At 67.4% G+C, this 21,704-nt stretch carries 18 protein-coding genes and 1 tRNA gene; 2 read left to right on the forward strand and 17 right to left on the reverse strand.

Going from position 1 to position 21,704, the window contains the following annotated elements; translation table 11 throughout:
- Positions 1 to 14: 14 nt before the first annotated feature.
- The 4 genes from RIN18_RS06150 to polA all read right to left on the reverse strand — a co-directional run bounded on the left by RIN18_RS06150 (position 15) and on the right by polA (position 6,876).
- Positions 15 to 1,367, reverse strand: a complete 1,353-nt coding sequence (locus RIN18_RS06150; protein WP_309103074.1) for an MFS transporter — start codon at positions 1,365 to 1,367, stop codon at positions 15 to 17.
- 40 nt (positions 1,368 to 1,407) lie between these two features.
- Entirely contained in the window at positions 1,408 to 2,442 is a 1,035-nt protein-coding gene (locus RIN18_RS06155) for an LLM class flavin-dependent oxidoreductase (RefSeq protein WP_309103075.1), read from the reverse strand.
- Between the two features lie 79 nt (positions 2,443 to 2,521).
- Positions 2,522 to 4,201 carry a DUF885 domain-containing protein gene (locus RIN18_RS06160; protein WP_309103076.1) on the reverse strand — a complete coding sequence of 560 codons (1,680 nt, stop codon included), beginning with the start codon at positions 4,199 to 4,201 and terminating at the stop codon, positions 2,522 to 2,524.
- A gap of 41 nt (positions 4,202 to 4,242) precedes the next feature.
- The gene (gene polA / locus RIN18_RS06165; RefSeq protein WP_309103077.1) at positions 4,243 to 6,876 is read right to left on the reverse strand and encodes a DNA polymerase I; all 2,634 of its coding nucleotides are present in this window, start codon (positions 6,874 to 6,876) and stop codon (positions 4,243 to 4,245) included.
- 45 nt (positions 6,877 to 6,921) lie between these two features.
- Here polA and RIN18_RS06170 point away from each other — a divergent pair, with 45 nt between their 5' ends.
- Entirely contained in the window at positions 6,922 to 7,347 is a 426-nt protein-coding gene (locus RIN18_RS06170) for a hotdog fold thioesterase (RefSeq protein WP_309103078.1), read from the forward strand.
- Between the two features lie 28 nt (positions 7,348 to 7,375).
- Here the strand turns inward: RIN18_RS06170 and RIN18_RS06175 are convergent, their stop codons facing one another.
- The 5 genes from RIN18_RS06175 to RIN18_RS06195 form a co-directional block, all read right to left on the reverse strand.
- A complete protein-coding gene (locus tag RIN18_RS06175) occupies positions 7,376 to 7,705 on the reverse strand; it encodes a hypothetical protein (RefSeq protein WP_309103079.1) in 330 nt (109 codons plus the stop codon).
- A 113-nt stretch (positions 7,706 to 7,818) separates the two neighbouring features.
- Complete coding sequence (locus RIN18_RS06180) at positions 7,819 to 8,532, reverse strand: GAF and ANTAR domain-containing protein (protein ID WP_309103080.1); 714 nt, start codon at positions 8,530 to 8,532, stop codon at positions 7,819 to 7,821.
- On the reverse strand, positions 8,529 to 9,242 hold the full coding sequence (locus RIN18_RS06185) for a GAF and ANTAR domain-containing protein (RefSeq protein WP_309103081.1): 714 nt from the start codon (positions 9,240 to 9,242) through the stop codon (positions 8,529 to 8,531). Before RIN18_RS06185 ends, RIN18_RS06180 begins: the two co-directional genes overlap by 4 nt.
- Positions 9,229 to 9,843 carry a GNAT family N-acetyltransferase gene (locus tag RIN18_RS06190; RefSeq protein WP_309103082.1) on the reverse strand — a complete coding sequence of 205 codons (615 nt, stop codon included), beginning with the start codon at positions 9,841 to 9,843 and terminating at the stop codon, positions 9,229 to 9,231. Before RIN18_RS06190 ends, RIN18_RS06185 begins: the two co-directional genes overlap by 14 nt.
- Positions 9,843 to 10,460, reverse strand: a complete 618-nt coding sequence (locus RIN18_RS06195) for a response regulator (RefSeq protein ID WP_309103083.1) — start codon at positions 10,458 to 10,460, stop codon at positions 9,843 to 9,845. The genes RIN18_RS06190 and RIN18_RS06195 overlap by 1 nt, the downstream gene beginning before the upstream one ends.
- A 99-nt stretch (positions 10,461 to 10,559) precedes the next feature.
- Between RIN18_RS06195 and RIN18_RS06200 the strand changes: the two genes are divergently transcribed.
- A tRNA-Leu gene (locus RIN18_RS06200) sits at positions 10,560 to 10,642 on the forward strand.
- Between the two features lie 20 nt (positions 10,643 to 10,662).
- Here the strand turns inward: RIN18_RS06200 and RIN18_RS06205 are convergent.
- From RIN18_RS06205 to lgt, 8 genes are all read right to left on the reverse strand, one after another.
- Complete coding sequence (locus RIN18_RS06205; protein WP_309103084.1) at positions 10,663 to 10,938, reverse strand: hypothetical protein; 276 nt, start codon at positions 10,936 to 10,938, stop codon at positions 10,663 to 10,665.
- A gap of 166 nt (positions 10,939 to 11,104) precedes the next feature.
- Positions 11,105 to 11,332 carry a DUF2188 domain-containing protein gene (locus RIN18_RS06210; protein ID WP_309103085.1) on the reverse strand — a complete coding sequence of 76 codons (228 nt, stop codon included), beginning with the start codon at positions 11,330 to 11,332 and terminating at the stop codon, positions 11,105 to 11,107.
- A 124-nt stretch (positions 11,333 to 11,456) separates the two neighbouring features.
- On the reverse strand, positions 11,457 to 12,122 hold the full coding sequence (locus RIN18_RS06215) for an alpha/beta hydrolase (RefSeq protein WP_309103086.1): 666 nt from the start codon (positions 12,120 to 12,122) through the stop codon (positions 11,457 to 11,459).
- Entirely contained in the window at positions 12,119 to 12,925 is an 807-nt protein-coding gene (locus tag RIN18_RS06220; protein ID WP_309103087.1) for an alpha/beta hydrolase, read from the reverse strand. The genes RIN18_RS06215 and RIN18_RS06220 overlap by 4 nt, the downstream gene beginning before the upstream one ends.
- A 124-nt stretch (positions 12,926 to 13,049) precedes the next feature.
- Positions 13,050 to 14,498, reverse strand: coding sequence for a pyruvate kinase (pyk, locus tag RIN18_RS06225; RefSeq protein WP_309103088.1), 1,449 nt, complete (start codon positions 14,496 to 14,498; stop codon positions 13,050 to 13,052).
- 56 nt (positions 14,499 to 14,554) lie between these two features.
- A complete protein-coding gene (locus RIN18_RS06230; RefSeq protein ID WP_309103089.1) occupies positions 14,555 to 16,021 on the reverse strand; it encodes a glutamate synthase subunit beta in 1,467 nt (488 codons plus the stop codon).
- Positions 16,014 to 20,594, reverse strand: a complete 4,581-nt coding sequence (gene gltB, locus RIN18_RS06235) for a glutamate synthase large subunit (RefSeq protein WP_309103090.1) — start codon at positions 20,592 to 20,594, stop codon at positions 16,014 to 16,016. Before gltB ends, RIN18_RS06230 begins: the two co-directional genes overlap by 8 nt.
- An 80-nt stretch (positions 20,595 to 20,674) precedes the next feature.
- Positions 20,675 to 21,700 carry a prolipoprotein diacylglyceryl transferase gene (gene lgt, locus RIN18_RS06240; protein ID WP_309103091.1) on the reverse strand — a complete coding sequence of 342 codons (1,026 nt, stop codon included), beginning with the start codon at positions 21,698 to 21,700 and terminating at the stop codon, positions 20,675 to 20,677.
- Positions 21,701 to 21,704 lie beyond the last annotated feature (4 nt).

The raw sequence follows: 21,704 nt of genomic DNA on the forward strand, positions 1-21,704 counted from the left end.
ACCGAGACGCGCCGTCAGCGGTCGTCGAGTGCTTCGCCGCGGCGGTCGTCGAGGCCCCATGCGGCGGCGGCGGCGAGCACGAAACACGCGCCGAAGACGGCGAAGAGCAGCGGCGCACCGCCGGACACGAGCAGCACCGGCACGACGAGCGGAGCGATGATCGAGGCGATCCGCCCGATGCCGGCGGCCCAGCCGGCGCCCGTCGCGCGCAGCGACGTCGGGTAGATCTCGGGGGTCACCGCGTACAGCGCACCCCACGCCCCGAGGTTGAAGAAGGACAGCGCCATCCCGGCGGCGATGATCGCCGACTCGGTGGTCGCCGTGCCGAACACCAAAGCCGACCCGGCGGACCCGATGAGGAACACCGAAAGCGTGACGCGCCTCCCCCACACTTCGATCAGCCACGCCGCGACGGCGTAGCCGGGAAGCTGAGCGAGCGTGATGATCAGGGTGAACCCGAACGACCGCACGAGATCGAAGCCGGCGTCGACGAGGATGCTGGGGATCCAGATGAACGCCCCGTAGTAGGAGAAGTTCACCGCGAGCCACACGAGCCACAGGCTGAGGGTCCGAACCCGGAACTCGGCGTTCCAGAGCGTCTGCAGGCGTGCGCGCGCCGTGAGCGCGAGCGAACGCGGCTGCGGTTCCTTTCGGATCGCGGGTGCGGTCACGTACCGCGCATCGGCTTCGAACGTGGAGACGATGCGCTCGGCCTCGGCGAGCCTTCCCCGCGAGGCAAGCCACCGCGGCGACTCAGGCATCGCCCAGCGCACGACGACGGCGTAGAGCGCGGGGATCGCTCCGACCGCGAACGCCCAGCGCCAGCCGTCGTCGGATGCCGGGATGATGAAGTAGCCGATCAACGCCGCCGCCGTCCACCCGACGGCCCAGAACGCCTCGAGCACCACGATCACGCGCCCGCGGATTCGGGCCGGCGCGAATTCACTGACATAGGTCGACGCCACCGGGAGTTCGGCACCGAGGCCCAGGCCGACGAGGAACCGCAGAACGAGCAGCGCTGCGAGGCCGCCGACGAGGGCGCTGGCACCGGTTGCGGCGCCGTACACGAGGAGGGTGAGGGCGAAGACCTGTCGTCGGCCGAGGCGATCGGCGAGGAGGCCCCCGAGCGTGGCGCCGAGTGCCATGCCGATGAATCCCACGGAGGCGATCCAGCCGGCTTCACCCTTGGTGAGGTCCCATTGCTGCACGAGCGCGGCGAGGATGAAGGAGATGAGGCCGACGTCCATCGCGTCGAGCGCCCAGCCGAGTCCTGAGCCCGTCAGCAACCGAAGATGCCGACGTGTGAAAGGAAGGTCGTCGAGACGCTCGGCCAGGGATGCACGGTTCGGCAGGGCGGTGTGGGCCATGCTCATCATCGTAGAGGCGCGGCGCTCCGCGGAGTCGCGGTCAATCCCCGGCGTCGAGAATGGCTCGCACCCGCGGGATCACCTCGGTGCCGTACAGCTCGATGCTCCTCATCATCGCCTCATGAGACAGTGTGCCGGTGGCGTACTTCAGGTCGAATCGGCCGAGCCCGAGCGTACGGATCGTGTCGGCGATCTTCTGTGCGACGCGCTCGGGTGAACCGACGTACAGCGCGCCGTCGGGACCGATGTCGTTCTGGAACCGTCCACGCGTGTAGGTCGGCCATCCCCGTTCGCGGCCGATCGTGTTGTTCATCGCCTCGAAGCCCGAGTAGGCGGCATCCCACGCCTCGGCGTCCGTCTCGGCGATGTGCCCCGGAGAGTGCACGGAGATGGGGTGCGAGGTCGTGCCGAAGGTCGCGACGGAGCGGTGATAGAGGTCGACGAACGGCTTGAAGCGCGCGGCCGGGCCGCCGATGATCGCGAGCATCAGGCCGAGCCCGTGCCTCGCGACGCGAACCACGGACTCAGGGCTCCCGCCGACACCGACCCAGGTACGAAGGCCGTTTGCGGTCTTCGGGAACACGTCCGCGTTCGCCAGAGGTGCTCGCATGGTGCCCGACCAGGTCACCGGCTCCTCCTTCAGCAGTTCCACGAACAGAGCCAGCTTCTCCTCGAAGAGCGCCTCGTAGTCGCGGAGGTCGTAGCCGAAGAGCGGGAAGGACTCGGTGAACGAACCGCGGCCGAGCACGACCTCTGCTCGTCCGCTGGAGAGCGCGTCGAGGGTGGAGAAGCGCTCGAACACCCGCACCGGATCGTCGGAGGAGAGAACCGTCACCGCGGTGCCGAGACGGATGCGCTCCGTGCGCGAAGCGATCGCGGCGAGCACCATCTCCGGCGCCGAGACCGCGAACTCCCGGCGATGGTGCTCGCCGACCCCGAAGAAGTCGACGCCGACCTGATCGGCCAGCTCGGCCTGGGCCACCACATTCCGGATGGTCTGCGCTGCGGTCAGCAGCGTTCCGTCCGGACCGCGGGTGATGTCGCCGAATGTGTCCAGCCCGAACTCGATGTCCATGTGAATCCTTTCGTATTCAGATGGATGAACCGTCGCCATCGCCCGGGCATTCCCCACGGCTCGCCGCGAGGAGCTCCGGTCAGCTCGCGCGACGCAGAAGTGCGGTACGAAGGGTGTCGAGGCCCACTCCGCCCATGTCGAGCGCCCGCTTGTGGAACTCTTTGATGTCGAAATCCGCACCGCGCTCGGCCTGATAGGCATCGCGGACCTGTTCCCAGATGCGCTGCCCGACCTTGTATGACGGCGCCTGTCCCGGCCAGCCGAGATAGCGGTTGACCTCGAACTTCACGAACTGATCGGACATGTTGACGTTTCGGCGCATGAAGTCGAGCGCGTACTCCGCATCCCAGGTGCCGGTGCCGTCGAGACGGGGCTTACCGAGGTGGACACCGATGTCGAGCACGACACGAGCGGCGCGCATCCGCTGCCCGTCGAGCATCCCGAGCCTGTCAGCGGGATCGTCGAGGTAGCCCAGTTGCTGCATCAGCCGCTCCGCGTAGAGCGCCCAGCCCTCGGCATGTCCCGACGTTCCCGCCAGAAGGCGGCGCCAGGAGTTGAGCTCCGCGCGGTTGTATACCGCCTGCGCGATCTGCAGGTGATGGCCCGGCACTCCCTCGTGATACACGGTCGTGAGTTCTCGCCAGGTGTCGAACTCGGTGACCCCTTCAGGAACCGACCACCACATGCGTCCCGGGCGCGAGAAGTCGTCGGTCGGTCCGGTGTAGTAGATACCGCCCTCCTGGGTGGGCGCGATCATGCATTCCAGCTTTCGGATCTGCTCCGGGATGTCGAAATGGGTTGCCCCGAGTTCGGCCACCGCACGGTCGCTGGTCTCCTGCATCCACCGCTGCAGCGCGTCGGTGCCGATGAGTTTGCGAGCAGGGTCGGACTCCAGATACGCGACCGCTTCCTCGACGGACGCGCCGGGCACGATCTCGTTCGCGATGGCCGTCTGTTCGGCCGCCATCCGCGCAAGTTCCTCGCGACCCCACTCGTAGGTCTCATCGAGGTCGATCGTCGCCCCGAGAAACCGTCGTGAGTTGAGCGCATAGAGCTCGCGACCGACGGCGTCGACGTCACCGGCGGCGGGGGCGAGCTCGTCGCCGAGGAAGCGCCGCAGCTCGTCGTACGCGACGCGGGCCGCAGCGGAGTTGTCCGCGAGCGTGCGGGCGAGGGACGCCGGCAACTGTCCCTCGTCGAGGGTCGCATCTGCGACGAAGGCGGCGAAGAACCCGTCGTCCGCCGTGTAGCGCACGATCTGCGCGGCCACTTCGACGACCTGCCGCCGTGCAGGCGTCACTCCCTGAGCGATGCCCTCGCGCAGAGTCTCGGTGTATCCACGCAGAGCGTCGGGTACGGCTCCGAGGCGCTTGGCGATGATCTCCCAGTCGTCGGACGTCGCCCGCGGCATCAGATCGAAGACCGACCGCACGTCCTGCGGAGCGGAGGCGATCACATTGAGGTCACGCAGGTGCCATTTCGCTTCGTCCAGTTCGAGGTCGAGCCGCAGTTCGGCGCTCAGATCGGTCTTGGTCACCTCGTCGATCGCGTCGACGGGCTCTGCCGCATCGAGCCGAGACAGCGTCGAGCGGGTCGCCGCCGCGATCTCCTCATTCCCGGCAGGGCTCAGGTCGCCGAAACGGTCGGCGGCCTCGGTACGACCGATGTAGGTGCCGAGCGTGGGAGCCAGCACCGCAAGGGTGTCGACCCATTCGTCGGCGATCCGGTCGATGGCGGATGGGGTGCGTGCTGAAGTCATGCGATCCACACTAAACGAGACGCTCGGCCCGTATCAGGTGCTCAGTGGGCGGCCTCGTTCCAATCGAGTCCGCGACCCACCTGCACGTCGAGGGGAACCGAGAGCTCTGCGGCCCCGCCCATCCGGGAGCGCACGATGCGCTCCGCGGCATCCCACTCCCCCGGTGCGACTTCCACGACGAGTTCATCGTGGATCTGCAGAAGGGCGCGCGAGGCGAGACCCTCCGCCCGCAGGTCGTCGTGGATGCGGAAGATCGCGATCTTCATGATGTCCGCGGCGCTGCCCTGGATGGGCGCGTTGAGAGCCGCACGCTCGGCGTTCTCGCGGAGCACCCGGTTCGGACTCGCGAGATCGGGGAACGGACGCCGTCTGCCGAAGATCGTCTCTGTGTAGCCGACCTCCTTGGCCTTCATCACCGACGCGCGCAGATAATCGCGCACGGCACCGAAACGGGCGAAGTACTCGATCATGAGCTGCTTCGCCTCGGCCTGCTCGATGCGCAGCTGCTTGGACAGGCCGAACGCCGACAGTCCGTAGACGAGTCCGTACGACATGGCCTTGACCTTGGTGCGCATGGCGGACGTCACCTCGGCGGGCTCGACTCCGAACACCCGTGCGCCGACGAACCGGTGCAGATCCTCACCGCTGTTGAACGCCTCGATGAGACCTTCGTCGCCCGAGAGATGAGCCATGATGCGCATCTCGATCTGCGAGTAGTCGGCCGTCAGCAGCGTCTCGTACCCTTCGCCGACCTGGAATGCGCTGCGGATGCGCCGCGATTCCTCCGTCCGCACCGGGATGTTCTGCAGGTTCGGGTCGGTGCTCGAGAGTCGGCCCGTCTGGCTGCCGGTCTGCACGTAGGTCGTGCGAACGCGGTTGTCGGCGCCGATGGCGGTGTCGAGGGACTCGATGATCTGACGGAGCTTGGTGGCCTCGCGGTGCTGCAGCAGCACGCGGAGGAACGGATGCGGGTGGGACTCCTGCAGATCCGCCAGCACCGCGGCATCCGTGGAGTACCCCGTCTTGGTCTTGCGGGTCTTCGGCAACTGGAGGTCTTCGAAGAGCACCTCCTGCAGCTGCTTCGGAGAGCCGAGGTTGAACTCGCGGCCGACGATGCCGAAGGCTTCCTGCGCGAGAGCGTCGGCGCGCGTCGCCAGCTCGCCGGAGAACGTGGACAGCACGTCGTGCGAGACGGCGACACCCGCGACCTCCATGTCCGCGAGCGTGAGCAGCGTGGGCAGCTCGATGTCGACCAGCACCGTGTGGACGGACTCCGGGATGTCTTCCCGCAGCGCGGCTGCCGTGCGCAGCAGGAACCAGGCTTCCTGCGATGGCGTAGCCCCCTCGGTCTCGGGGACGAGCTGCGTCGGGTCGGCCTCGGGCAGCCGCTCCCCCAGATAGCGCTCCACCAGGTCGGTGAGGGTCTTGTCCGGGTAGCTGGGGCGCAGCAGCCAACCGGCGAGATTCGTGTCATAGGCGAAACCCGAGAGATGGATGCCGGCACGGACCAGGGCCTTCACCTGCGGCTTGGCGTCGTGCAGCACCTTCGGAGCGTCAGACTCGAGCCACGCACGAAGCTGCTCGGGGCTGTCATCGTTCCACGCGGCTTCTCGCAGCTCAGACTCGGTGGCGGCGCCGATGCGGACCGGCAGACCTCCGGTGAGCAGGATGCGCAGCGCGACGTCGCCGGGCTGCTCCTGCGCCCAGGCGGCGAGTTCGGCGGTGGTCACCTCGACGGGAGCGGGCATCTCGACGACGGTGACGGTGTCTTCAGCGACCTCGCCGGCGCCGACCGCCTCGAACACCCGCGGAAGGAGAGTGCGGAACTCGAGGCGCGCGAAGATGTCTCTCACCGCCTGCGGGTCGATGGGGGCGACGGCGAGATCCGCCGGCGCGACGGCCAGCTCGACATCACGCAGCAGGCGGTTGAGCTGACGGTTGCGTCGGACGTCTTCGACGTGATCGCGGAGATTGCCCCCGACCACACCCTTGATCTCATCGGCACGCTCGAGCAGCGCGTCGAGCGAGCCGAACTGGGTGAGCCACTTGACGGCGGTCTTCTCGCCGACCTTCGGAACGCCCGGCAGGTTGTCGCTGGTCTCGCCGACGAGGGCGGCGATGTCGGGGTACTGCTCGGGGCGCACGCCGTACCGCTCCTGCACGGTCACCGGGTCGTATCGCTTCAGCTGCGACACGCCCTGCACCGAGGGGTAGAGCAGCGTGACATCCTCGGTGACCAGCTGGATGGTGTCACGGTCGCCGGAGACGACCAGGACGTCGAATCCCTGCTCGGCGCCCTGCGTGGCAAGTGTCGCGAGGATGTCGTCGGCCTCGATCCCCTCCTGCGTGAGGACCGGGATGGACATCGCGGCAAGGCAGTCTTGGAGCAGCGGGATCTGCCCGCGAAACTCCTGCGGGGTCTCGGACCGGGTGGCCTTGTACTCGGGATACACATCGGTGCGGAACGAGTGCCGTGAGGTGTCGAACGCGATCGCCATATGCGTCGGCTTCTCGGCCTTGATGAGGTTCACCAGCATCGACAGGAAGCCGTAGATGGCGTTCGTGTGCTGATTGTCCTTCGTGGTGAAGTTGTCGACCGGGAGCGCGAAGAATGCGCGGTAGGCGAGAGAATGGCCGTCGACGACCATGAGGGTAGGCTTTGCGGTGTCCGTCACCCTGTCAGCCTAACGAGGACCGCTGACACCCGCTGAGGAGGATCGATGAGCGACGCCGGGATGTCGGAAGGACTCGCCTGGGCCACGGCCCGCGGCATGGGCGAGCTGTCCCGGAGGATGGGGATGGAGTGGGTCGAGTTCAGTCTCGAACGCTGTGTCGCGACCATGCCCGTCGAAGGCAACACGCAGCCTGTCGGGCTCATGCACGGCGGGGCCTACGTGGTTCTCGGCGAATCGCTCGGATCGATGGCCGCGAATCTGCACGCCGGCCCGGGGCGGCTGGCCGTCGGCGTCGACATCAATGCCACCCACACGCGCTCGGCGACGTCGGGCGTGGTGACGGGCGTGTGCACACCGCTGCATCTCGGACGCAGCATGACCGTGCACGAGATCGTCGTCTCTGACGATCAGGGACGCCGGTGCTCGACGATCCGGATCACCAACATGATCAAGGACGCACCGGCGGGCTGAGAAACGCAGAAGCCCGGTCGTCGACGGCTCAGAGCTCGTCCCACAGGGCCCAGGAATCGTCCTCCTCGACGGACGGCACCCCAGAGCGCTCGATCGCGAGCGCGTGATCGGTCAACTGCTCGACCGTCTCCGGTTCGATCACCGCGATTCCTGCCCTGCCGTTGCGCGCAATGCCGATGTCCACGAGCCAGCCGATGCGCAGCTCCAGCCGATCCACCGTGCCGTCCTCGGTGACGAAGGGAACGTCGACGACATCGGTATCGCGGATCCGCGCCAAGGCGAGGCCGTAGCGCCCCACGGCATCGGCGATCTCGTCACCGGTATGGAAGTCGCCGAAAGTGGTGATGATCCGCTTCATCCGAAAGCCCCCGAGCGCATTCATGTCGAATGTCACCGGGTCTGGGGCGACGCCAGATCAGCTTATGCACACAGCCAACGATCGCGGCACCCCTTGACGGGAAGTTTTCGAACCTACTCGAGCCTCAGGCGCCGTTCGACGATGGCGCGCGCGACGTCGCCGAGGCGCTCGCCGTGCGAGCGCGCATAGGTGCGGATGAGGGTGAAAGCCTCGTCGACGGGCACGCGGTTCATGTGAGAGACCACGCCCTTGGCCTGCTCGATGACCACCCGGCTGTTGAGCGCATGCTGCAGTTGCTCCGCCAGCGCTTCGGTCTCGCGCAGCGCGCGCTCATGGAGGATCCCGATGGTCGCGAGGTCAGCCAGTGCCCTCGCGACGATGAGGTCGTCCTCTCGCAGGACTCCGTCTTCGCGTTGCAGGAGGTTGAGGGCCCCGATCGTCTGGTTGCGCAGGCGGAGCGGTATGGTCACGAGTGTGGTGAACCCCGAGGCGAGTGCACTCCGGCGAAAGTCCTCCCATTCCGGTCCGAGCGCCGCGACCTCTGCGACCGAGATGGCAGCCGCGGTGTCGTACGTGGGATCGATGGGACTCTGAGATGCGAGAAGCAGCGCTTCGACGATGGTTCCGACTTCGCTCGTGGAGGCGACCAGCTCGAGCTCGCCGCCGCCGTCGGCCAGCAGCAATCCGGCAGCCGCGACCTCGAGTTGCTCCGCGCAGGTGTCGACGAGCCGTTGCATCAGCTCCACCACGTCGTAGTCATCGACGAGAGTGTCTGCCAGCTGGGTGAACGTGGTCAGAAGCCGTCGGTCGCGGTCGAGAGTCGTCATGAGTCCACCTCGATCGCGCCGGAGTCCTTCGAGAAGATCAGTCGACCGTCGAGCACATCATCTGCCACGGCCATCACATTGCGGTCCGTCGCGAATGCGTGGCTCTGCAACAGCAGCCGGGCATCATCAGCATCGATGTCGAGCTGCGCCAGGACCATGCCCGTGGCCTGGTGCACGCGTCGGCGTGAATAGGGCGAGAGTGCGCTCTCGGGCTCTTCGAGATCGGAGAGGCTACGTCGCAGCACATGTCTCGCCACGGCGGACGCGAGTGCACTGGCCTGCTCGGTCTGGGCGGCGTCGAAGGTCAAGGGCACGCTGGAGTACAGATCGACGGCGCCGAACCGGAGGTTTCCGATCGAGAGCGGGAACGCGAAGATCGACGCGATACTGCGCCGCCTGACCGCACGGCCGAACGCCGGCCATCGCTGCGCCCCTTGCTCTCCTCGCAGGTCCGGCTCCATGACGGGGCGGGCGGTGAGGAGTGCGTCCCAGCACGGACCCTCGCCGAGGTCGAACTGCAACTCGTCCAGCCATGCTGAAGAGCTGTCGGTCGCCGACACCGTCTGACTCCCCAGGAACCCGCCGAGGGTTGCCACCGAGGCACCGGTCACCGGCAGAACCGCCAGGAAGGAACGCGGCAGAGTGTTCACCTCGACGGCAGGATCGTCGAGGCGCGTCAACGCGATGCGCAACCCCTCATCCACGGTCACCACCTCTCCCCTTCACGCTAGTCCGGGGAGTCGGCCCGAGCAACGTCGAGGCCGGTGGCGCCTTCTCGTCGTCGAGGATCCTCTGGAACAGCACGTGATCCTGCCAGTGTCCGGCGATGCGGAGATAGCGCGGCGCGATGCCGATGCGCTCGAAGCCGTTCCCCGTGAGGACGCGCTGCGACGCGTGGTTGTGAAGCAGCGTCGCGGCCTGGATCCGATGCAGGCCCAGGTCATCCCGAGCGTACTGCACGATCGTCGCCACGGCGCGGGAGCCGAGGCCGCGACGGAGCTGGCCCGCGCCCACCCAGTAACCGAGGTCGGTGCTCCAGAAAGCGCCTCGGACGATGTTGTTGAGATTGGCCCGTCCGCGGATCTCGCCGTCCGCGGCCTCGATCACGAATCGCAGACTGCGGCCGGCATCCGCTTCGGCCTCACACTCACGCGCGTGGTGCTCCTGCCACTCCGCGGTGAAGAAGTCCTCGTCGCGTATCGGCTCCCAGGGAGCGAGGTGCTCGCGGTTGGCGCGGTAGGCGCTCGCGAGGGCGGCACCGTCACCGGATCGCACCGGTCGCAGCACGTGCTCGGCGTCGAGCTGGAACACTACTTCTTCGGTGCCAGCTGCTCGATGATCGCTTTGGCGACGTCCTGCATCGTGAGGCGACGGTCCATCGACGCCTTCTGGATCCAGCGGAACGCCTCGGGCTCGCTCAGACCCATCTTCTCGTTGAGAAGGCCCTTGGCGCGGTCGACGAGCTTGCGGGTCTCGAAGCGCTCGACCATGTCGGCGACCTCAGCCTCGAGGGTGATGATCTGCTCGTGACGGGCCAGCGCGATCTCGATCGCGGGGAGAAGGTCGTTCGGGGTGAACGGCTTCACGACGTACGCCAGGGCACCTGCCTCGCTCGCGCGCTCGACGAGCTCTTTCTGGCTGAAGGCGGTGAGAAGCACGACGGGCGCGATGTTGCCCTTGTGCAGTCTCTCGGCGGCGCTGATGCCGTCGAGCTGCGGCATCTTCACATCCATGATCACGAGATCGGGGCGCAGTTCGGTCGCCAGCTGCACCGCCGTCTCACCGTCGCCTGCCTCGCCGACGACGTCGAAGCCGTTGTCGCGGAGAATCTCGACGATGTCGAGGCGGATCAGCGATTCGTCCTCTGCGACGACGACGCGTCGGGGGGCGGATGCCGTGGGCTGCTCAGCCTGTTCTTGCTCGGTCACACATCCATCTTAGTGGAGAGGCCGCGGCGAACAGGCGGCACGTGGTGCGGGAACCGATGCCGCGCTCCCCTGCGCTAAAGTCGAAGACGCGACACACGAGCCGGCGTGGCGGAATGGCAGACGCGGAGCACTCAAAATGCTTTGTCCGAAAGGGCGTGTGGGTTCGAGTCCCACCGCCGGCACCCAGAGATGAGCGGCAGGGTCAGAACTCGTACTCGAGCCAGGGTCCATCCAGCGGAAGCGGGTCGATCTCGAAGCGCTCGAGTTCCTCGGCCGATCTTTCCACGACCTCGAAGCGAACAGGCACGCCCGGTGCGACCAGCAGCGAGATGGTGCCATGCCCGACCGTGCGGAAGTCGACAAAATCCGATCCCTCACGCATGGCCGCGACGATCTTCTGCTTGGTCTCGTCGACATCCTGGTTCGCGTCGAGCAGGAATGTCTGGCCGTCGAACCTGACTTTGTTCACCTTCACCATGGCTCCCGTTATCGCTTCCCGAGCAGGATCACCCCTTCCGGTCTACTTGGCTCAGAGGTCGGGGGATCTCGCCGAGCCTACCGTGCCCCCACGAACCGAGAGCTGGTTCTCCGGATTTGCAGGCGCCCACATGCTCGGTCGACCCGAGCGGAGTCGGCCCGTCATCTCACCCTGGGATCGAGCGCGGATCATGGCCGTACGTGCTCCTGTCACCGATTCGCCCCTCGAGGTCTCGCACGAGGTGCTCGACCTGGCGGGCCCGAGCCACCTCGCGCCCGGCGGCTGCCGCCTCTGCTCGCGTTCGGAAGGCATGGCCGATGACCTGCCCCCCACCCTCGATCCGATTCCACCAGGCCCCGCCCGGGTGGAAGGTCTCGACATCGCCTGCGGGCATGGCTCCTCCTTGGTTCAGGTATCTGTCTACGTTTCGGTGAGCGCTACTAAGAGGGGCTTGCCGAACGGCGCACGACGCCTGAGAATGACACCTCTCGCGGCCCAGCCTGGGGCCGTGAGAGGCACTACTGCGCCATCACCGCGAGCTCGGCGAGGAGGCGAGGGTGGGCGAGGATGCGGAAATGGCCGCCTGTGGCGAGGCGCACGTTCTTCGCACCCCTCAGGGCGCTCCCTTCGGGGATGTGAGGATCGAAGTCGGCGTAGACCGACACGATGCGTTCATTCACCGTCAGTTGCTGCGCCAGTCCGACGATCGAGGGGTCGTCCGGTGAGAGCGCACGCAGCGTCCGGACGGGAATACGGCGCGCGTAGCGCGATCCCCCGAACGGCGTCGCGATCGCCAGCATCGACCGTATGCGCGCGGCAGCGGGCCCCGTCATCGCCAGCTTCCCGGCGAGCCCCCCTTTACTGTGAGCCACGAGGATCACGTCCGTGAGGTTCTCGGTCTCGAGGTACCGCGTGATGGCGTCGGCGAGCTCCGCCACCGGATGCCGATTGCGATGGAGGCTGTCGACGATGTGGACCGGATGGCCGTGGTCGTGGATGAGAGCGATCAGCGGTTGCATGAACTTCCACGTCTCGTAGACGCCGGGGATGACGACGACCGGGGCGGCGGGGCCCGATGCGAACACCGTCGGGTCGATACGACCGAAGAACGCACGAAGTTGCCAGTACCCTGCATAGACGTAGTCGGACAGCCACCACCCCGCTGCCCGGAACACACGTATCACGGCGTGCCGAGCGTGGTCGAGGTCATCACGGGTTCGGGCGCGGAGCCGGGGTGCGCAGACGCCGTGTGGGACAAGATGGCGTCAGCGACGGCCAGCGGTGCCGATTCCTGAACCACGTGATGCCGACGGGGGACGTGCACGAGTCGCGCTGACCAGGCCGCAGCCGTCAGGCGACGGCACCAATCACGCCCGGCCACGGGATCCTTCTCGCCGCGGATCACCAGCAGCGGCACCTCCAGAGCCCTCACCCGCTGCTCGATCGGGTAGGCCAGCATGTGACGAACCTGGGTGAGATACCACCGCGGACCGCACCGGACATAGTCGCTGAAGACGATCGCGTTGATCCGGGGGGTCTCTCCGAGCGTGTCCATGGCGAGTGCGCGCACCTGCGCGGACAAGGTCCGATTCTCCTGGTCGACCACAGGACCGATCGCCACGACCGCCGCCACGACGCCGGGCAGTTGCGCCGCCGCCTCCACCACCCACTGCGCGCCCATCGAATGCCCGACGAGGACGACCCGAGCATCACCGAGGGTCGAGATGACCTCGGCGAGAGCGCGACCCATCCGCGGCACGTCCGGGTCGTAACCCGGCTTCGGCAGGCCACCGAACCCCGGCAGATCGATCGAGACGACACGGGCCGAGCGGGCCAGCACTCGGTGCAACCGGGCGAGGTATCGGTGTGACATGCCGATGCCATGGACGAGCACGATCGTCGGCGTTGTCGAAGCGGCGGGCCGCGGGCTCACGATCAGCCGGAACGCCAGCCCCTCGATGTCGATCTGTCGGCGCTCCGTGGTCATGCGAGAAAGCTACCGGGCCGGACCGGAAGCCGGCAGCGGGTTGACATGGGTCGCCAGCGCAGCGTGATGCGGACGAGCGAGAGGGAGCAGCCGTGCGGCCACTCCCCCTCGCGAAGCCGTGCGTTCAGAGACCTTCTTTGTAGACGGGAGCTGCGCCGTTGACGGCATCCCCGACCTTGTGAACGCGGATGTCATTCGTCGAACCGATGATTCCGGGAGGGGAACCGGAGATCACGACGACCTTGTCTCCCTCCGACGCCAGGCCGCTCTCGAGCAGGTACTCGTCGACCTGGTGGTACATCAGGTCGGTGTGCTGCACCATGTCGACGAGCGTCGAACGGATGCCCCAGGTCAGCGCCATACGACGACGGATGCCGGGTTCCGGCGTGAACGCGAGCATCGGGATGCGTGAGCGCAGACGCGACAGACGGCGAGCGGAGTCTCCGGACTGTGTGAAGACGCAGAGGAACTTGGCGTCGACGAATTCCGCGACCTCGAGAGCTGCGAGGGTGATCGCACCACCCTGCGTCTTCGGCTTCGTCGTCAGGGGCGCGATGCGCTCGAGGCCGTGCTCCTCGGTCGACTCGACGATGCGCGCCATCGTCTCGACGACCACGATGGGGTAGTCGCCGACGCTGGTCTCGCCCGAGAGCATGACCGCGTCCGCGCCGTCGAGCACGGCGTTCGCGACGTCGGAGGTCTCGGCCCGCGTCGGCACCGGGCTGTTGATCATCGACTCGAGCATCTGCGTGGCGACGATGACCGGCTTGGCGTTGCGGCGTGCGAGTTCGACGGCGCGCTTCTGCACGATCGGCACCGCTTCCAGCGGCAGCTCGACCCCGAGGTCGCCGCGGGCGACCATGATGCCGTCGAACGCGTCGACGATCTCCTCGAGCGCATCGACGGCCTGAGGCTTCTCCACCTTGGCGATGACCGGGATCTTCACGCCCTCTTCGGCCATGATCTCGTGCACCCGCACCACATCGGCGGCATTGCGGACGAACGACAGCGCGATGATGTCCGCTCCGATGCGCAGACCCCACCGCAGATCGTCCTCGTCCTTCTCGCTCAGTGCGGGGACGTTGACGGCGACACCGGGCAGGTTGATGCCCTTGTTGTTCGAGACGGCGCCCGCGACGACGACGCGGGTCGTCACGGTGACGCCGTCGGAATCGACGACCTCGACCTTGACCTTGCCGTCGTCGATGAGCAGGAAATCGCCCGCCTTTACGTCCTGCGGCAGACCCTTGAAGGTCGTGCCGCAGATCTCTCGGTTGCCGACGATGTCTTCGGTCGTGATCTTGAAGATGTCGCCGACCGCGAGCTCGTACGGGCCGCCCTCGAACTTGCCGAGGCGGATCTTCGGCCCCTGCAGGTCGACGAGCACGGCGACGGCGCGACCGGAGTCTTCTGCGGCACGACGGACGTTCGCGTAGTTGTTCTCGTGCACGGAGTAGTCTCCGTGGCTCAGGTTGAGGCGGGCGACATCGACACCGGCGTCGATCAGCGCGCGCACGGTGTCATAGGTGGATGTGGCAGGGCCCAGGGTGGCGACGATTTTCGCGCGTCTCAACAGATACTCCAGAGTAGAGGGGGATGACAGAACAGGCGACGGTGCCGCGGCTCAGCCTACGCGGGCTGAAGGCCGATCGCGACATCGCTCGGGCGCACCGGCGCCGGCAGCACCGTCTCGCCCATGAGGTACCGGTCGACACTCGCGGCCGCGGCTCGACCTTCGGCGATGGCCCAGACGATGAGCGACTGGCCGCGACCGGCGTCGCCCGCCACGAAGACTCCGGGCAGCGTCGACTCGTAGGAAGAGTCGCGCTGGAAAGCGCCGCGATCGGTCACCTGCGGACGCGTGTCCTCGGTGAAGCCATCCTGCTCGGGACCGGTGAATCCCATCGCGATGAGCACGAGATCGGCGGGGATCTCTCGCTCGGTGCCGCTCTTGGGCACCCGGCGACCGTCGACGTACTCGGTCTCAGCGACCCGCAGCGCACGCAGCTCTCCGACCTCGTTGCCCAGGAACTCGACGGTCGATGCGAGGAACACCCGCTCGCCGCCCTCTTCATGGGCGGACTGCACCTCGAAGAGCGTCGGCATCGTCGGCCACGGCTGGTGATCCGGACGGGCCGTCGCCGGCTGGCTGCCGATCGCGAGGTTGGTGACGCTGAGCGCCCCCTGGCGGTGCGCGGTTCCGATGCAGTCGGCACCGGTGTCGCCGCCGCCGATCACGATGACGTGCTTGCCTTCGGCGGTGATCTGCTCGGGCACCTTGTCGCCGGCGACCGCGTGGTTCGACTCCACGAGGTACTCCATCGCGAAGTGGACTCCGGCGAGGTCACGGCCGGGGATCGGCAGATCGCGCGGCACGGTGGCGCCGGTGGCGATGACCACGGCGTCGTAGCGAGCCCGAAGATCCGCCCACGAGATGTCCTTGCCGATCTCGACGCCGGCGCGGAAACGGGTGCCCTCCTCCTGCATCTGGCGAAGGCGCGACTCGAGGTGGGACTTCTCCATCTTGAAGTCCGGGATGCCGTAGCGCAGCAGCCCGCCGATGCGGTCGTCCCGCTCGAAGACGGCGACGGTGTGGCCGGCGCGGGTGAGCTGCTGGGCAGCGGCGAGACCGGCAGGCCCGGAGCCCACGACGGCCACGGTCTTCCCGGTCAGACGTGCCGGCGGCTGCGCCTCGACCCAGCCCTTCGCGAACGCCTCGTCGATGATCGAGACCTCGACCTGCTTGATAGTGACGGCGGGCTGGTTGATGCTCAGCACGCAGGCGCTCTCGCAGGGAGCGGGGCACAGTCGACCGGTGAACTCGGGGAAGTTGTTGGTGGCGTGCAGACGCTCGATCGCCGCGCGTCCCTCACCCCGCCAGGTGAGGTCGTTCCACTCCGGGATGAGGTTGCCGAGCGGGCAGCCCGAGTGACAGAACGGCACGCCGCAGTCCATGCAGCGGCCGGCCTGACGCCGCAGCACCGCCTGGTCCCCCGGCTGGTACACCTCTTTCCAGTCCATGATGCGCACCGGCACCGGACGGCGGGCGGGAAGCTCACGTTCCGTGACCTTCAGAAAACCTTTGGGATCAGCCACCGGTCACCTCCAGGATGCGGTTCCACACGATGTCGCCGTCGGGGTCGATTCCCGCGGCCTCGGCCTCTTCACGCATGCTCCGCACGGCGGCGAAGTCACGGGGAAGCACCTTCACGAACTCCGATGCGCTCGCATCGAAGCCTTCCAGGATCTCGGCCGCCAGCGGAGACGCCGTGCGCTCCACATGCGCGACGAGGAGACTGCGCAGCACCTCGAGGTCGGCGCGATCGAGCGGCTCGAGCAGCAGCTCTCCGCTCTCGAGGGCCTGGGCGTTGACCTTCTCGCTGCCGAGCGCTCGAACGTACGCCACTCCCCCGGACATACCGGCGCCGAGGTTGCGTCCGGTCGGGCCGAGGATGACGGCGAGGCCGCCGGTCATGTACTCGAGGGCGTGGTCTCCGACGCCCTCGACGACAGCGGTCGCGCCGGAGTTTCGCACGAGGAACCGCTCGCCGACGACACCGGAGATGAACATCGTCCCCGAGGTCGCGCCGTAGCCGATCACGTTGCCGGCGATGACGTTCTCGTGCGGAGCGATCGCAGAGCCGCGCGGCGGCCGGATCGTGATGTCGCCGCCGGAGAGACCCTTGCCGACGTAGTCGTTCGCATCGCCCTCGAGACGCAGCACGATGCCGGGCGGCAGGAACGCGCCGAGCGATTGCCCGGCCGTGCCGTGCAGCGTGACATCGATCGTCTCCGGAGCGAGCCCGGCCGCACCGTGCCGGGCCGTCACCTGGTGCCCCAGCATGGTGCCGACGGCGCGCTCGGTGTTGCTGATCGGCAGCTCGACGACGACGGGCTCGCCGTTGAGGAGTGCGTCCTTGGCGATGTCGATGAGTTGCACGTCGAAGTGCTTGTCGAGCTCGTGGTCCTGAGCTCGCCCGCTGCGGCGCGGCTCGCCGGCCGGGAATGCCGGGCCCTCGAGCACGGGGCTGAGATCCAGTCCCTCCGCCTTCCAGTGCTCGATCGCCTCGTCGACCTCGATGAGCTCGGCCCGCCCGATGATCTCATCGAGCGACCGGAAACCGAGCTCGGCGAGCAGCTCGCGTACCTCTTCGGCGATGAACTCCATGAAGTTCACCACGAACTCGGGCTTGCCGGTGAAGCGCTCGCGCAGCACCGGGTTCTGCGTGGCGACGCCGACCGGGCAGGTGTCGAGGTGGCAGACGCGCATCATGATGCACCCGCTGACGACGAGCGGCGCCGTGGCGAAGCCGAACTCCTCGGCCCCGAGCAGGGCGCCGATGATGACATCACGACCGGTCCTGAGCTGACCGTCCACCTGCACGACGACGCGGTCCCGCATGCCGTTGAGCATCAGCGTCTGCTGTGTCTCGGCGAGCCCGAGCTCCCACGGGGTCCCGGCGTGCTTGAGCGAGTTGAGAGGGCTGGCGCCGGTGCCGCCGTCGTGGCCGGAGACGAGGATGACGTCACTGAGCGCCTTCGCGACGCCGGCCGACACCGCGCCGATGCCCGACTGGCTGACGAGCTTGGTGTGGATGCGTGCCTCGGGGTTCGCGCGCTTCAGGTCGAAGATGAGCTGCTTGAGATCTTCGATCGAATAGATGTCGTGGTGCGGGGGCGGCGAGATGAGGCCGACTCCCGCGGTCGCGTGCCGCGTGCGGGCCACCCACGGGTAGACCTTGGCCGGGGGCAGCTGGCCGCCCTCCCCTGGCTTCGCGCCCTGAGCGAGCTTGATCTGGATGTCATCCGCCTCGGTGAGGTACAGGCTCGTCACGCCGAAGCGCCCGGAGGCGACCTGCTTGATCGAACTGCGCCGCTCGGGGTCCAGCAGGCGATCGGTGTCCTCCCCGCCCTCTCCGGTGTTCGACTTTCCGCCGATCCGGTTCATGGCGATGGCGAGCGTCTCGTGCGCTTCCTTCGAGATCGATCCGTAGCTCATCGCCCCGGTCGAGAAGCGCTTCACGATCGCGGAGACCGGCTCGACCTCGTCCAGCGGCACTGGCTTGCGCGTTCCGGTGCGCAGTTTGAAGAGCCCGCGCAGAGTCTTGAGCTCTGCGGCCTGGTCGTCGACGAGCTTGGTGTACTCGCGGAAGATGTCATAGCGACGGGTACGCGTCGAGTGCTGCAGGCGGAAGACGGTCTCCGGGTTGAACAGGTGAGGAGAGCCGTCGCGGCGCCACTGGTACTCGCCACCGGTCCACAGCCTCTCGTGAGCACGGGCGGCGGCATCCTCGGGGTAGGCGTAATCGTGGCGCGCCTGGTTCTCCGCGAAGATGTCTTCGATCCCGATACCGCCGAGCTTCGACTCGGTGCGGGTGAAGTAGGCGTCGATGAGTTCCTGACTGAGGCCGACGGCCTCGAACACCTGCGCACCGGCGTAGGAGGACACCGTCGAGATGCCCATCTTCGACATGATCTTCAGGACGCCCTTGCCGAGGGCGTAGATGAGATTGCGGACGGCCTTCTCGGGGGTGATGCCCGTGATGTACCCGGTGCGCACGAGGTGCTCCACCGTCTCCATCGCGAGGTACGGGTTGACCGCAGACGCCCCGTAGCCGATCAGCGTGGCGACGTGGTGCACTTCGCGGACGTCGCCGGCCTCGACGATCAGACCCACCTTCATCCGGTTCTCGCGACGGATGAGGTGATGGTGCACGGCCGAGACCATCAGCAGCGACGGGATGGGAGTGAGGTCCTTGTTGGAGTCACGGTCGGAGAGGATGATGAACTCCGCCCCGTTCTCGATGGCCTCATCGACCTCGGCGCACATCTCCGTGAGGCGCTCCTCGAGCGTCTGAGGACCGGCGTCGAAGTGGTACAGCCCGCGGATGGTCACGCTCGAGCGGTCCGGCAGGGCCTTGTCGATGTGCCGGATCTTGGCGAGTTCGTCGTTGTCGATGACCGGGAAGTCGAGAGACACCGTCCTGGTGTGCTCCGGCCCCCACGAGAGCAGGTTCCGCTCCGGGCCGAGACCGAGCTTCAGGCTGGTGACGACCTCCTCGCGGATCGAGTCCAGCGGAGGGTTGGTCACCTGCGCGAACTGCTGCGTGAAGTAGTCGAAGAGCAGACGCGGACGCTTGCTCAGCACCGCGATGGGCGTGTCGGATCCCATCGCGCCGAGGGGCTCGACACCGTTCTGTCCCATCGGGGTGAGAAGGATGCGCACCTCCTCCTCGGTGTAGCCGAAGGTGCGCTGGCGGCGCGTGATCGACGCAGGCGGATGCACGATGTGCTCGCGCTCGGGCAGTTCCGCCAGACGCACGGCGCCGGCATCCAGCCATTCCTGCCACGGGTGGAGGGTGGCGAGGTCGTGCTTGATCTCCTCGTCCTCGACGATGCGGCCCTGTGCGGTGTCGACGAGGAACATCTTGCCGGGCTGAAGCCGGCCGCGGCGCTTGATCCGGTCCGGCTCGAAGGTGAGCACGCCGGTCTCCGAGCCGATCACGACGAGGCCGTCGGTGGTCTCTGTCCAGCGGCCGGGGCGGAGCCCGTTGCGGTCGAGCGTGGCACCGACGAGAGTCCCGTCGGTGAAGATGAGAGCTGCCGGCCCGTCCCACGGCTCCATCTGGTTCGAGTGGTACTCGTAGAACGCGCGAAGCTCCGGCGAGAGGTCGGCCTGCTTCTCGTAGGCCTCCGGCACCATCATCATGATCGCGTGCGGCAGAGTGCGGCCGGTGAGAGTGAGCAGCTCGAGCACCTCGTCGAACGACGCCGAGTCGCTCGCACCGTCGGTGCAGATGGGCAGCAGCGGCGAGATGTCGCCGAGCAGTTCGGACTCGAGCTGGGACTGCCGCGCCCGCATCCAGTTGCGGTTGCCGCCGACGGTGTTGATCTCGCCGTTGTGGGCGAGCATGCGCAGGGGCTGCGCGAGCGGCCACGAGGGGAAAGTGTTCGTCGAGTATCGGGAGTGGACCACGGCGAGCTCTGACGCGAACCGCTCGTCCTGCAGGTCGGGGTAGAACGGCTCCAGCTGGAGCGTGGTCACCATGCCCTTGTAGCCGAGGGTGCGGCTGGAGAGCGTGACGAAGTAGGCGCCCAGCTCGTGCCCTGCGCGCTTGCGCAGCCGATACGCGACGCGATCGAGGGCGATGCCCGAAAGCGGCGCCTCCTCGAGCGTCGAACCGCCCGCGCTCACGAAGAGCTGCTCGAAGGCAGGACGAGCCTCATCGGCCAGCTTGCCCAGATGCTCGTTGACGGTGGGCACCTCACGCCAGCCGAGCACCCGCAGCCCCTCGGAGCGTGCGATCTGCTCGATCCCCGCCTTCTGCTGGCGACGCTGGCCCGAGTCACGAGGAAGGAACGCGAGGCCCGCGGCGTACTCCCCGACCGGCGGCAGCTCGAACGTCGTCGCGGCACGGAGGAACTCGTCCGGCATCTGGGTGAGGATGCCGGCGCCGTCACCGGTTCCGGCATCCGACCCGATCGCGCCGCGGTGCTCGAGGTTGCGAAGCGCCTCGAGCGCCAGCGAGATGATGTCGTGGCCTGCCTGCCCGCGGAGCGTCGCGACCATGGCCAGGCCGCACGCGTCCTTCTCGAACGCCGGGTTGTACATGCCCTGCTTGGCCGGGAACCCCATGCCGGTGGGCGTGCGGAGGTCGCTGGATTCCATGCGGTACCGTCCTCAGATCTTCAAATGACCCGGGGACGTCATTGGCCGGGTGGATGCTTGGGTCCTCACGGACCTGGCGGCTATCGGGTGCCGTCCGCGTCCGTGGGAGCGGTGCTTGTGGCGGTGGCTCCTGCGGTGACTTCTTCGGAGGGAGGCTCGCTCACGTCCACGAAATCGGAGGGATTGTCTTGCGATTGTACATCAGCGTCGACATCCTTCCGCCCGCGACCGGGCATGTACGGCGAAGGCTCGAGACCGGGGTGCCGGCGCCGCTGGACGATCAGGATCACGAGGCCGACGATGACGCCGACGATCGCCGCCCACACGTTGGTGCGCAGCCCCAGGATGATCTCGCTCGGATCGATCCGGATCGACTCCCAGACGATGCGGCCGGCGCTGTACCAGATCAGGTAGATCGCGAACAGCCGGCCCCACTGGAAGAACAGCTTGCGGCTCAGCCACAGCAGCAGCACGACGCCGAGGCCGTTCCAGAGCACCTCGTACAGGAATGTGGGGTGGAAGAGCGTGCCCTCGGCGAGCCCCGGCGGGAAGGCCGGGTTGTCGGCCGGGATCTCCAGCCCCCACGGCAGGTCTGTGGGAAGACCGTAGAGCTCCTTGTTGAACCAGTTGCCGAAGCGTCCCATCGCCTGCGCCAGCAACAGACCGGGGGCGAGTGCGTCGGCGAAGGTCCAGAAGCGGATGCCGGTCCAGCGGCATCCGAGATACGCACCGACGGCGCCGCCGATGAGCGCGCCGAAGATGGCGATCCCGCCCTCCCAGATCGCCCACACCGATCCGGGTTCGAACGGATTCCAGGTGTTGTGGCCTTCGCCGAAGTAGTCGCTCGGGTGCGTGAGCACATGGAAGATCCGCGCACCGATGATCGCGAGCGGCACCGCGAGGATCGAGATGTCGATGACGACCCACGGCTCCGCGCCGCGCTTGGTCAGTCGGTGATTCGTCAGGAAGACGGCGGCGATGATGCCGGCGATGATGCACAGCGCGTAGAAGTGGATGCGGATCGGGCCCAGGTCGAGGTAGGCGACCGGCGGACTCGGAATACTGGCGAGCACGCCGTTGACGGTGCTGTGGAGCGCGAGGGACATGAGT

This window comes from Microbacterium sp., assembly GCF_031179285.1.
GTDB lineage: Bacteria > Actinomycetota > Actinomycetes > Actinomycetales > Microbacteriaceae > Microbacterium.

What these genes read in the sequence shown, in the direction of transcription:
- RIN18_RS06150 (WP_309103074.1), bottom strand. Translation starts at nt 1,367, where the DNA reads ATGGCCCACACCGCCCTGCCGAACCGTGCATCCCTGGCCGAGCGTCTC.
- RIN18_RS06155 (WP_309103075.1), bottom strand. Translation starts at nt 2,442, where the DNA reads ATGGACATCGAGTTCGGGCTGGACACATTCGGCGACATCACCCGCGGT.
- RIN18_RS06160 (WP_309103076.1), bottom strand. Translation starts at nt 4,201, where the DNA reads ATGACTTCAGCACGCACCCCATCCGCCATCGACCGGATCGCCGACGAA.
- RIN18_RS06170 (WP_309103078.1), top strand. Translation starts at nt 6,922, where the DNA reads ATGAGCGACGCCGGGATGTCGGAAGGACTCGCCTGGGCCACGGCCCGC.
- RIN18_RS06175 (WP_309103079.1), bottom strand. Translation starts at nt 7,705, where the DNA reads ATGAAGCGGATCATCACCACTTTCGGCGACTTCCATACCGGTGACGAG.
- RIN18_RS06180 (WP_309103080.1), bottom strand. Translation starts at nt 8,532, where the DNA reads ATGACGACTCTCGACCGCGACCGACGGCTTCTGACCACGTTCACCCAG.
- RIN18_RS06205 (WP_309103084.1), bottom strand. Translation starts at nt 10,938, where the DNA reads ATGGTGAAGGTGAACAAAGTCAGGTTCGACGGCCAGACATTCCTGCTC.
- RIN18_RS06210 (WP_309103085.1), bottom strand. Translation starts at nt 11,332, where the DNA reads ATGCCCGCAGGCGATGTCGAGACCTTCCACCCGGGCGGGGCCTGGTGG.
- RIN18_RS06220 (WP_309103087.1), bottom strand. Translation starts at nt 12,925, where the DNA reads ATGACCACGGAGCGCCGACAGATCGACATCGAGGGGCTGGCGTTCCGG.
- gltB (WP_309103090.1), bottom strand. Translation starts at nt 20,594, where the DNA reads ATGGAATCCAGCGACCTCCGCACGCCCACCGGCATGGGGTTCCCGGCC.
- lgt (WP_309103091.1), bottom strand. Translation starts at nt 21,700, where the DNA reads ATGTCCCTCGCGCTCCACAGCACCGTCAACGGCGTGCTCGCCAGTATT.